This is a genomic window from Leptolyngbya cf. ectocarpi LEGE 11479, from assembly GCF_015207065.1.
Classification (GTDB): Bacteria; Cyanobacteriota; Cyanobacteriia; order Phormidesmidales; family Phormidesmidaceae; genus Leptothoe; species Leptothoe ectocarpi.
On record NZ_JADEXP010000183.1, the window covers coordinates 1 to 12,487 of the forward strand.

A 12,487-nucleotide genomic window follows, 5' to 3' on the forward strand; every position below is an offset into this window, starting at 1 on the left:
GCACGCTGTGCTACCTGGGGCAGTAGAGCCTTACCCAGCTTTCTAATTATTGGTGCCCAAAAGTGTGGAACCACCAGTTTATACGACTATCTCATCGAACATCCCCAGCTATGGGCCGCCCACATCAAGGAAGTTCACTTTTTTGATGGGGGGTTAGAACCAACCATCAATACTTTTCAAAAAGGTGAGTCCTGGTATCGTGCCAATTTTCCCTTAAAAAAGGCCATGCGACCCGGAGACCATACCTTCGAAGCCTCTCCGTTGTATCTGTTTAATCCCCTCGTACCGCAACGGATATCTGAGCTGATTCCTAATATCAAACTCATTGCCGTTTTACGTAACCCAACCGAGCGAGCGATCTCACACTACTTTCACGAAAAGCGCCACCATCGCGAACCCCTAGATATCGCTGATGCGATGGATGTCGAAGAAAAACGCCTGGCACCTAAATTAAAAGCCCAAGACTACAAGAGTGACACCTTTATCCATCTGTCCTACAAAAGCCGTGGTCTTTACCTAGAACAACTAGAAAGATTTCTAGACTATTTCCCTCGAAAAAATCTTCTCGTCCTTGAAAGTGAAACATTTTTTCAAGATCCCAAATCTACCCTACGTCGGGTTTGTGAGTTTGTAGATATTGACCCACAATTTCCCTTTAAAAATCTTCAGCCTCGTAACATTGCCCCCAATAGGGTCAAGGTCCCCCCAGAGGTTTACAGCTATTTAGACAGCTATTTTGCACCCCACAATCAACGGCTATATAATTTTCTAGGAGAAAAATATACCTGGTCATTTCCCTAGCCTAAAGTTGAGTTCACTGACCCATTGCGAATACTGAGGTGAGGGAAACCGAACTGGATCAGCGGAAATCAACCATTGGTGATATGGCTCATTTTCAGCTCAATATAGACTGTGAAAACCTTGCATGTGTCGATGTGCAGAGTTGGTCATTAGTAAGCTTTTAGTGAGTCTAGATAGGTCATGGCAGTTGTTCAAGAAAAGGGAAACATCAGTATCCATACTGACAATATTTTCCCAATTATCAAAAAATGGCTCTATTCCGACCATGAAATTTTTCTGCGGGAGCTAATTTCCAATGCCGTAGATGCCATTAGCAAGCTGAATATGGTGTCCCGCAGCTCCGACTTCACGGGGGATGTGGGTGAACCAGAAATTACCATCGCTATTGATAAAGACGCTAAAACCATCAGCATTAGCGATAACGGCATTGGTATGACCGCTGATGAGGTGAAAAAGTACATTAACCAGGTAGCTTTTTCCAGTGCTGAAGAATTTGTCACCAAATATAAGGATAGTGATGACCAGCAGATTATCGGTCACTTTGGCTTAGGTTTTTACTCATCCTTCATGGTCTCTGACCGTGTAGACATCGATACCCTGTCTTATCAAGAAGGGGCTACGGCAGTTCACTGGACCTGTGATGGGACGACATCCTTTGAGATTAGTGACTCCGAGCGGACCGAGCGGGGAACCACAATCACGCTGCATCTGCTGGAGGAAGAAGCTGAGTATTTAGAAACCTCCCGTATTCAGCAGCTGATCAAAACCTACTGTGACTTTATGCCCGTTCCCATCAAGTTGGATGGGGAAGTCGCCAATAAGCAAAATGCGCCTTGGAAACAGTCCCCCAGCAACTTGAGTGATGAGGACTATCTAGAGCTTTATCGCTACCTATACCCGTTCCAAGAAGAGCCGCTGCTGTGGGTTCATTTGAATACAGATTATCCCTTTGTCGTCAACGGGATTCTTTACTTTCCAAAGCTGCGCCCCGATGTAGATGTCACTAAAGGGCAGATCAAGCTATTCTGCAACCAAGTTTTTGTCAGCGATAATTGTGAAGAAATTATCCCCCAGTTTCTGCTCCCGCTGCGGGGTGTGGTCGATAGTACCGATATCCCACTCAATGTATCCCGTAGCTTTTTGCAAAACGATCGGACGGTGCGGCGCATCGCTGATTACATTGCCAAGAAGGTAGGCGATCGTCTCAAAGAGCTGTATCGCAGTGATAAAACTAAGTATATTGAGTGCTGGCAAGACTTAGGCACATTTGTCAAGTTCGGCTCCCTCAATAACGATAAGTTCAAACAGCAGATTGCTGACTTTGTAATTTTCCGCACGACGGCAGAGCTGGCTAGCGATCAGCCCAAAGTGGAGGTCCAAGCTGAAGAGGATGATGCTTGGCAGTCAGCGGATGGTGAAAGTGCCGCTGCTTTAGATGCCAATGGCAATGCCTACACCACGCTCAAAGAATATCTAGAGCGTAACAAGGATAAGCACGAGAACCGAGTATTTTATGCCACTGATGAGGTTTCCCAAGCGACCTACATCGATTTACATAAGCGTCAGGGCTTAGAAGTGCTCTACCTAGACTCGTTCATCGATACTCACTTTGTGCCGTTTTTAGAGCGGGAGTATTCTGATGTCAAGTTTTCCCGAGTTGATTCTGACCTTGATAATACGCTGATTGACGAGTCGGCCAGTGGTGACATTGTCGACCCGGCAACTAACAAAACCAAAGGTGAGCGGGTTAAGGAGCTATTTGAGCAGGCGTTGAATCAGCCCAAAGTGACCATTCGTACCGATGCTCTGAAGGCTGACAATGTCCAAGGAGCACCCCCTGCCATCGTGCTATTGCCCGAAGAAATGCGTCGTATGCAAGAAATGATGGCCATGATGCAGCAGCAGACGGCACAGTTTCCCGAGGAGCATACGTTGCTAGTGAACACAGCGCATCCGCTGATTCAAAATCTGCTGGATATGAGCCAAGGGGCGATTGTACAGGCTGATGGTGGTCAGTCTCCAACAGCCACTATGGCCACCATGATTTGTCAGCATGTATATGACTTAGCTCTGATGGCTCAAAAAGGATTTGACGCCGATGGCATGAAATCCTTTGTCGAACGGTCTAATAGCCTGTTAACGGATTTAACCAAAGCCTAGGTAATTCTCAAAACAGTTGGTTAATGCCCCTTGGAATCCAGACAATTTGGATCCCAAGGGGCATTGCTTTTCAAGTTTTTCCGCTATAACAGGTTGCTTCTCAGAGGCGAGTTGTGCAAATATTAAGGACTGTACTCCAAGGACCATGCCATGAGCCGCAGATGCGATCTGACCAATAAGAAGGCCAATAATGCCTTTGCTGTTTCCCACTCCCACCGACGCACTAAGCGTTTACAGCATGCCAACCTGCAAGACAAGCGCGTGTGGTGGCCCACCGGTAAGCGCTGGGTCAAGCTGCGTCTATCGACAAAGGCGATTAAGACCCTTGAAAAGAAAGGGATTGAAGCAATGGCCCGCGAGGCTGGCGTTGATTTAAGCAAGTACTGATTATCTATAGCCCTAAGTGCTTTGTGTGTTGGCAATGTTTCCCCAGTGCATGGCAGCTTTACGGTATTTGAGGAACTTGTTCAAAACTTTAAATTTTTAGTGTATTCACGGATAAATCCCCTAAGCTGTCTAGCCAGGGGATTTAGTGTATTTAATGACAGCTAAAACATCCAAACTACTGCTGTCAAAGCAATAGCGCTACTTATGTCGATGCATTGATGTATTGCTTTGACGACTACCTGATCGCTTTGCTACAAGGGATGGGTAAATTCTAAATTAAATATTCAGGCATTATCCTGATTACCGTTTTGGTGATTGAGGGTTTAGGCTAGGCAAGTCTACTATGGGGTCTGTAGATGCCAACCTAAACTAATCTTCGTTCCCTGAAGATTCTTAAATTTAGCCTTACTGGGCTATTAATCCGTGACCAGGTCTACCGCTCGTTCTTAAAGTCAGCGATGTCTACTCCAAAACGCTCTCGAGTTTCTAATCGTCGTCGATCATTCAGCCAAGTCAGGCAGTTGCCAAAGCGCTTTATGGCGTGGTTGCTGCGATTGGTGTTTATGAGTGCGCGTTTCACCCGTGCCAATCAGGCTGGTTTTGTTTTGCCCACGACGGTTTTACTGTTGCTGGTCTTTTCGTTAACGGTCGGCGGACTTAGCTTCCGCTCTTTTTCGCGCGTTGAACAAACCATTTCCCAGCGAGAGCAAAAGATCGTTGGAGAGTTTGCGACACCAGCTATTGACCGAGCCAAGGCCAAAATCGAGTATATGTTTAAGGAGGCATCGGCTACTGCTGACAAGCGGTTGCCAACTGATATAGAGCTTCTAGAGGAGCTATTGCGACGTTCGGGGGATGAAGCTGCCAATGATGCTGATCGCAATCCATATACCCTTGCTGATGAAACTCAGCTAGACATTGTTGATGGCCCTCTCTTTATTGACCAAAATCATATAGTTCCTGCAGCCTCCGCAACTCGGGATGATGAGTTAGATCCTGCTTGGAGTTTTAAGGTTAACGAGGGAACTAATGACGAGCAAACCATTGTTTACTCCATCTCCCTAAAGGGCGCGACTGATGAGAGTGAAGCTGATGGTAGCCGTGACGATGCTTTTACCGTAGACAGTGATATCGATGTGGCCTCGCCTGTAAATGCAGCTAAGGCTAAGTCCATGGTGGTTCGTAATGCGCCTATTAGTACCACAGGGCTAGGTGCCAATTGCCCCATTGGCTCTGTATCTGAGAGCGGTTGGCAAGAAGTTGGTGCAACTCAGCTAGAAAAGAATTTTCAAGTTAACGTCCTGTCTATTAAGTACGGCAATAATAATCAGCCCATTGTGAATGCGGCTGAATACCAGCAGGTGCGGGTGGCCCCTAAAGGACTTAAATGGGGAGCCTGGTTCCGTTATGACCTTGATATTTTTCCTGGTCCAAACCTGCGGTGGAATGGAGCCATGCACACTGAAGGTAACCTTTTTGTCGAGCGTAGTTTTAAGGCCTACTTGACCAGTGCATTGAGTTCTTGTATTAGTGACCCCCTAGCCTCTGAAGTTAGCTTGAATGCCGTTGATAATAATGGCGATGATGATTTTGAAGACGATGTAGATTTTGTTGGTCAGGTAGCGGGTGCCAGCATCATCCAAAACACCTTTAGTTTGCGGGATGGTGCAGAAGACGATAATGTCACCTTCCATCTCTACAATGGTGCTCCTATTCCTGCAGAGGTGACCTTTGATAATAAGCGTGATGCCACGAATACAGGCAATGATTCGACGGTTAATTTGCCTGGAGGAACCCCATCTGATATCGCCATTGATCCGGTCGAAATTCTGACTCAGGATGGTTATAAACATCTGGAAGATGGTGTCTATACGGATCCAAACTGGGTGGCAGCTGCCCTTAAAAAACCTGACGGTAACTCAGACAGTGGGCGTGTGGAACTAGAGCAGCCGACAGATAATCGGCCCTTCTTGGATGATGGTTTTAGGGCTGATAACCGCTATGGTCCTAAGCCTGTTTACGATAGTCGCCAGTCTTTGGTATTGAAGGACGGTGCGGCCATGGCTCAAAAAAGAGTGGGCGATACGATTGTTGATCATGATGCTTTGATGAGCAACGATGAGGAGGCTGGTGAGTTTGGTCTGGACGGTTACTGGGAGCGCCGCTCAAAGCTGACGGGGATGCGGGCGATTGTCGGTCAGCGTCTAGAACTGGGGAATGCCTTTGGCTGGGGTGGCAATAATGACCCGCTCTACCCGTCTAACGGTGCCGCTGATGTGACTGAAAACTCTGGTGGTGAGGAGTATAAAGGGGAGGCTGAGACGCTTCAGCATAGAACTCTGCGGGATAATCTGGCTGCAGTGCAAAGCCTGGTGGTTTATCACCATACTCAGAACGATGGAGATTTGCCCCATATCTGTATGGCTGCTACGGCCCATCCGGGTACGGCAGATACGTTAGTTAATAGTCGTACATTTGGTACATTTCCCTCTGGTAGTCCACAGATTGACTTTTTAAGTGGAAATGGTACGAATGGTTGGGAATTCGACTTTTATGCCAACTTTTCTACTGACATTCAGTCGGCGCAACCCTTAGGTAAGGCGTTGCGGAATTTAGCCCACCTTGCTGGCGATCCGTTTGGTGGGGCACCGTCTTTCCCGGCAGCTCAAGGAACTGAGGGCGTGGCTTACACTGGTGCCAATGCTGATACTGCTGAGCTGGTTCACCCCTATCCTTACCTATCTATGTGGGGAGACTTCTCAATTTTGCGTCGGGTGTTATATGACTACAGTGCCCCTACTGGGGTTGAGACGGATAAAATCACAACAGCAGCGGCTTACAATGCCCTGAGCCCGGCGGATAAGTCTACGCTGCATACGGCGGCATGCTCCTTGGGGATGCTGGCCTATAACCTGAAGGAAAATACGGCTGAAGCTAATCAAATTTTGCGAGATCGTCGCTATGGATTTGCGCCAACGCCTGCTGCGGATGTTGCTTTGGCGGGACTTGCTCCCAAATATCCGGTGCTTTACTATCTGTTCCCTGAGGTTGGCCACAATCACTTAGGTGCAGATGAAACGGGTACTGGCGGCTTTAACCATGAGCAGCTGCCGAGCGGTGACGAATACTTCACAGAAGATGGGGTGGCGACTCTCTACATATCAGATGCTGACGGAGTTAATAGAGATCCTGGAGCTGGCACGCTCTATGGAGCTGTTGACCCAGATGCTATTGATCTGACACCAGAAGCCAATGTGGCTGCTTTTAATCAACCAACAGCGACGCCTGCAGGGGCAACGCTGACGGCAGATAACACTCAGGCTGCTCGGGAAAATCGTACAAAGAGTTATATTATCGCTCCTGGTGGAGCGGTGCATGAGCTAGCGCTCTTGGATAAGGTGATGATGGACGGTCGTGAACTGATGGCTGTGCGTACGCTGGATGTCGATATTGAGAAACTGACCGCTAATACGGTGGGTGGCGAGTCCTGGATTCCTGAAAGCGATGGTCTGATCTATGTTTTCCGAGAGGATGCGATGCGTGAGGATTCCATTGTGCGTCCTAGACATATAGCGGCCCAATGGGATACAGGTGGGGCAAACGATTGTAAAATCTTTGCTAATCTAGCGGGTCTACTGGCAGCTGCTAATGCTAACTGTCATATGGATATTGATGCGGCTGACGGTAGTGGTGCAGATACCTTTGATCCACCGCTGAGTACTAATGAAGGCATTAGTCCTAAACCAGTAGATATGGCCCCTGACCCATTACGGCGGCCCTATGGTTTCCGAATTATTAACGGTGATGAGCTGGTGCGGAGCGATAGCTTTGAGTCGGCTGGTATGACCTTTGTTAGTGACAACCCTGTTTATATCAAGGGGAATCTGAACTTGCATAAGGGGCCTGGTGCTCCAGCTTTTGTAGAGGACTTTTTGGAAGAGTTTCAAGGGGCGTCTTTCTTGGGAACAGCGTTTGCTGATGCGGCGGATGAAGACGGTGCAGGGGGAGCTAAGGAGCTGTTCTACAACCGGGCAGCAGCTGACTTGAATCCTGATTTTGCCGACCCAGCGGACGATACTTGGCGACCAGTTGAGGTGTTTGCTGATGCGATCGCAATTCTCTCTGACACATTCTTGGATGGTGAGATTGAAGATGCCTTTATGATCGAAAGTCGGGCAGCAAACACAGGAAATTATGGTCTGCCCAATGAAAATACCTCATTCTTAAACTTCCATCATCCATGTCCTGAAGATGCGAGTGGTACAGTTGCTTGTCGCAATAGAGATATTGAGGCTGCTGATAACGATGCTGAGGCGATGAGATGGAAGCGTGAGAACAATGCCTATGACAATGCTGCTTTGCCAGTATTAATTACCCGGAACGGCACGGTCTTCAACAATGGTGATAACGCTGCTAACGATAGACCGTTCCCTATTGATTTCGGTGCGGGCGACCTCTATGTTTGGCGAGGTATGGGTGACTACGACGATGCCCGCAGAGTTGACCTGATGACGGCCGATAGAGCTCAAACGAATCCAGTTGATGCCAACCGTGTAAATGCACTGCTGATTAGTGGTATCCATCCTTCTCGTCCAGGTCAGACCTACGGTGGTCTCCATAACTTTCCCCGGATGTTGGAATTCTGGGAAGATAAGCCCTTGTTTATCTCTGGCGGTATGTTCCAGCTGAACTTTAGCACTCAGGCAACAGGCACCTTTGACCAAGATGCTTGGGAGCCTGGAAGCGTACCGGATTTGACAAGGCAAGACAACAACTACTATTGGCCACCTAAACGCTATTGGGGTTATGACGTTGCTTTGCAATATCGATTTGCTGCGCCTATTGGCCAGCGTTTCCAAAGCGTCGGTGAACCTCGTAATGAGTACTATCGTGAACTGCCCCTAAATGATGAATACATTAAGCGTTTGATGTGTGGCAGTGATAGGAATGATAATTATGTTGAGGTGAATACACGGCTTGAAGCGGCGGATGCGGATGATTGCAGAACAAAAGTAGATGCTTTGTAGGGAACTGATGAAATGGTGACGTCGCTAATTTCTGTTGCTAAGGGCTATTTGCGTAAGATCCAAAAAGACAATGCACAAAGCGGTCTAACCCTGCTTGAATGCTTGGTCGCTCTATTTGTGATTCAAGCTGTTGTCGCGGTTTCAGCGCCGCTGGTGGTACTTGCGGTCAGTACCCGTGTACAAAGTCAGCAGGCCGATCAGGCACTGCAGGTTGCTCAGGGTGAACTGGATAGAATCAAAACGGCGGTTGCCCGTGGTGATGGAAATGAGTTTAGGACAGGAATTGATATTCCTGCTAACACTGTAAGATCTAGAACAGATTTTACGGATGCTACTAAGGTTCCGCCTCCTACATCTGTTGTAGATGGTGACGACTATAAGACGGATTTTCGAGTAGCAAAAGCTATCTATCTAGATAGCGATAATGAGCCAGATTTGGCGCTACAGCTATTTCGTAACTACATTGATTTTATTGACAATCCTGCGATTACTTCACCCCCTGATCTAGCTGCTTTTGATGTGGGTGTGCGGGTTTATCGGGCGGATATAGTCACAGATAGAACCGCTGATTTAGAAGTTGAGCAGGCAAGTTATGGCTTTTCTGGTAACAAAGTTGGCGGTTCTAATCCGACTCGGCCATTAGCGGTTTTATCTTCCACTGTTTTCAAAAGTGATACAGGGCAGTCACTGTGTGACTACTATGACTACCTGAACGATACAAATGATCCTGGCGATCCTGACTTTGAGATTCCAGATAAATGTTAGTAGTCAAGCAACAGTGAGCGATCGGTAGGCAAACTTTAAAGGTTGATCATGGTGTTCTGCAATCTTAAAAAACGGGCGATGAGACGGCGCAAATTGCGAGAAACTGCCTCTAGCAATCAGGGATTTACCCTGTTGGAGCTGCTTGTCGCTTTAATTATGTCCGGTGTTATCTTTGCCGGGTTGATGACAATAATTGTCAATTTTCTCCAGATTGACCGACGTGAGGCCAAGCTAGATCAGCTGCAGCAAGACACTCGTCGGGCTACAGATTTTATGGCTGACGATCTCAGAGAAGCGATTTATGTCTATGGGCAAGCAGCGGCTGACCCTGATATTCTGGATTTGGGCGACCTGGCACCTTTAGTTTCTGCAGGTAGCGAACCTGTGTTGGCATTATGGCGACCGGTTCCCATTGAGGCAGTAGACGAATTGGCAAATATAGAAGACTGTGCGACGCAATATGCTGGTGATGCCGATGATATACAAGAATGCGGCATACTTCAGGCCCGTCGAGCTACCTATTCGTTAGTTATCTACGCGTATCGAGAGAATGCTGCTGGAGAAATTTGGCAAGGGCCAGCGCGGATTGAACGTTACGAGCTGCCTAAGTATGCAGATCTAGGCAATGCGGCTGATCCGTTTGCATTGATATCTGCTAGCTACGTCGATCCGACTGATGCCAGTAATGACTCTCAATTTAATAATTTTGAGGAGTGGACTCCTCCAACTGGCCTGACGCTAACCTCTGCTACGTTAGTCGATCAGATTGGCTTGAACTATACTACCGAAGACGCGACTATTACCGATGGAACGTTCGTAAGTGCAGGCTGTCCCCGGATTGCGGGCGGAGCTGCTGGCCAATATCTCGCGGTTCCTGAAGACGTGACTGAGGACTCATCATTTTACGCCTGTGTACGCGACCCCGCTGTGGTAAATGCAAGTAATCCTCAAGGGGCGATTAGGGCTAGTCAGGATGTGTATTTGTTTGTTCAAGGTGATGCCCGTAGTGGGGGTACTGTTCGTGGAGAGACAAAAACGTTGGATGCCAGCGATTCATATCTCAATGGAGCCAATGAATCGTCTAAATTGCCAGAGATAGAAGCCCGCGTTCTGGTGGGCGGTGGTGTTAACAGAGATGGTTAAGCAGGGTATGAAATATTCTCGAGCGAAATTAGCCACAGGGTTATCGCAGCGCTTTAATCACAATCGAAACCAGCAGCAGGGCTTTACCCTACTTGAAGTATTGATTGTTATTCTAATGACCGGGGTTTTAGCCTCTATTGCTGCCCCTGGCTGGTTAGGCTACCTTGACAGACGGCGTATAACTACCACTCAAGACAATGTTTTTAGCGCTATTCGAGGAGCCCAGCTCAAGGCTCAAGAACGACGCGAGGAATACCAATTTAGCATTCGAGAAACGGATGATGGTTTTCTTGAGTGGGCTGCACATCCCGCCGCTGCAGCTCCGGTGATTTGGGAAGAATCGCTTTCTAACACTGTTGAGATTAATACAGAAACCGATTTAGAAAATGATAATACAGCAGATCCTTTAGAACCTTACTATATTCGATTTGACCATAGAGGCAATGTGAGCCTCCCTGCTGGCAGCGCCCTGCCCCAACAGCTGGTTCTCTCCAGCGCCAACAATCAAGATACTGGAGCAGGCGATAATACAGCAAAATCTGTTGTGGTACAGACAATTATTGGCACCCTGAAAAAGCAATAATCGAGAGCCTTAATCAGTAAAATTCTGGTTTCTTTCTAGGCTCTGGTTGGTTAGCCTGCTGACAGTTGTAATAGACATCAGTGGGCTATGTTAAGAAAATATATTGGTCAAAAACGCCGTCGGAGTATCAACACAGGCGGTTTTACACTGCTGGAATCATTGGTTGTGGTAGGGATGATCGGTGTTCTGAGTGTAACCGCTGCTCCTAGCTGGGTGACTTTTTTAGAAAGATGGCGTCTCAACGATGCCCAAAGTCAACTTTACTCTGCTATTCGTACGACCCAAGCTAACGCCCAGAACAACAGGCTCAACTGGCAGTTTAGTATACTCGAGACTCATGCAGGTGAGGTGGAGTGGGCTAGCCATCCTCAGAATGAACTCCCTATGGTTTGGCAAACACTTGGCAACGATGCGATTGATATTGACCTGGCTGACACAACGTTGGACAGCCGCGATGGTGTATATTACATCCGGTTTAACTACAAAGGTAATCTGGTGTCGCGGACTAGAACCTTTACGCTAACCAGCAGTATGGCTCCATCAATCAAACGCTGTGTGGTTATGTCTAACCTATTGGGCGCTATGCGACAGGCCAAAGAACAGGAGAAGCCTAGTTCCTCTGGGCGATATTGTTATTAGGGATAGAGATTTTATAGAATCCAAAGATGATGTCTGCAGAAGAAGATGTTTGCAGAGATTGCCATGGAACGTCTGTACGCCAAGAAATGCGATGGATCTGCTAACTGATATTGACAGTGTTATTTTTGATTTGGGCGGGGTAATCGTTAACTTAGACTATGGTTTGACGATTCATGCGCTTAGCAAGTTGGCTGGATATGACATCTCTCAGCAGTTCAGTCAGCAACGTCAGGCGGATATTTTTTCTAAGTTTGAGGTAGGTGGTATCTCAGTTTCTGAGTTTCGTCAGGGACTGATGCAGTTGCTGCGGTTTGAAGCAGATGATGATGCGATTGCCCAGGCATGGAGTGCCCTGATTCTTGACTTTCCACCTGAGCGGGTGGAGCTGGTGCGGTAGCTTGGTCAGCGGAAACGGATTTTTTTGTTATCTAACATCAATGAGCTGCATTTGGCGACCGTAGATCGCAAGTTTGCTGCCGCCATGGGTACCGATATTGGCACCCTAGCCGACCAGTTTGAGCGGGCCTATTACTCCCACTTGGTGGGCGATCGCAAACCAAACCTCACCATTTTTCAACGGGTGATTGATGAAAATCGGCTAACTCCCACCAAGACGCTGTTCCTGGACGATACAGCGCATAATCTAGTGGGAGCCCGGCAGGTTGGTTTGCAAACCATTCATGTTACCCAGGAAAACCCGATCGAAAGCTTGAATCTGCTGGATTTATAGGAATTCCAGTTGATTTGCCGATGGAAGAAAAGGATAGAATAGGGCTCGGTCCTTTTGGCGTTGCGATCGCATGAGCTATCTAGATTTTGCCCTATTTGCCCTGCTGGGAATGGGGGCTGGCACCCTGGCCGGTATGCTGGGCATCGGCGGTGGCATGATTATTGTCCCTGGGTTGTTTTATCTATTTTCACTCATAGATCTGCCTGGCTATAGCCTGATGCATCTGGCGGCGGGGAGTGCCATGTGCATTAT

10 protein-coding genes and 1 pseudogene are annotated in these 12,487 nt (G+C 47.7%); all 11 read left to right on the forward strand.

Features of this window, described 5'->3' with window-relative positions; translation table 11 throughout:
* Positions 1-801: sulfotransferase domain-containing protein (locus IQ260_RS18230; protein WP_193994532.1), on the forward strand; the 801-nt coding region annotated here is incomplete at its 5' end.
* A gap of 180 nt (positions 802-981) precedes the next feature.
* Complete coding sequence (gene htpG, locus IQ260_RS18235) at positions 982-2,961, forward strand: molecular chaperone HtpG (RefSeq protein ID WP_193994533.1); 1,980 nt, start codon at positions 982-984, stop codon at positions 2,959-2,961.
* Between the two features lie 150 nt (positions 2,962-3,111).
* The gene (gene rpmB / locus IQ260_RS18240) at positions 3,112-3,348 is read left to right on the forward strand and encodes a 50S ribosomal protein L28 (protein ID WP_193994534.1); all 237 of its coding nucleotides are present in this window, start codon (positions 3,112-3,114) and stop codon (positions 3,346-3,348) included.
* A 458-nt stretch (positions 3,349-3,806) separates the two neighbouring features.
* A complete protein-coding gene (hpsA, locus tag IQ260_RS18245) occupies positions 3,807-8,375 on the forward strand; it encodes a hormogonium polysaccharide biosynthesis protein HpsA (protein WP_193994535.1) in 4,569 nt (1,522 codons plus the stop codon).
* Positions 8,376-8,387: 12 nt separating this feature from the next.
* Positions 8,388-9,140: a type II secretion system GspH family protein gene (locus IQ260_RS18250; RefSeq protein WP_193994536.1), complete on the forward strand. Its 753-nt coding sequence runs from the start codon at positions 8,388-8,390 to the stop codon at positions 9,138-9,140.
* Between the two features lie 78 nt (positions 9,141-9,218).
* The gene (locus IQ260_RS18255; protein WP_193994537.1) at positions 9,219-10,283 is read left to right on the forward strand and encodes a prepilin-type N-terminal cleavage/methylation domain-containing protein; all 1,065 of its coding nucleotides are present in this window, start codon (positions 9,219-9,221) and stop codon (positions 10,281-10,283) included.
* A 7-nt stretch (positions 10,284-10,290) separates the two neighbouring features.
* Positions 10,291-10,866: a pilus assembly FimT family protein gene (locus IQ260_RS18260; protein ID WP_193994538.1), complete on the forward strand. Its 576-nt coding sequence runs from the start codon at positions 10,291-10,293 to the stop codon at positions 10,864-10,866.
* Between the two features lie 87 nt (positions 10,867-10,953).
* Entirely contained in the window at positions 10,954-11,505 is a 552-nt protein-coding gene (locus IQ260_RS18265) for a type II secretion system protein (protein WP_193994539.1), read from the forward strand.
* Positions 11,506-11,596: 91 nt separating this feature from the next.
* Positions 11,597-11,902, forward strand: a complete 306-nt coding sequence (locus tag IQ260_RS18270) for an HAD family hydrolase (protein WP_193994540.1) — start codon at positions 11,597-11,599, stop codon at positions 11,900-11,902.
* A 24-nt stretch (positions 11,903-11,926) separates the two neighbouring features.
* On the forward strand, positions 11,927-12,235 hold the full coding sequence (locus IQ260_RS18275) for an HAD-IA family hydrolase (protein ID WP_193994541.1): 309 nt from the start codon (positions 11,927-11,929) through the stop codon (positions 12,233-12,235).
* A gap of 70 nt (positions 12,236-12,305) precedes the next feature.
* Positions 12,306-12,487: pseudogene (locus tag IQ260_RS18280) on the forward strand (sulfite exporter TauE/SafE family protein); the annotation flags it as partial.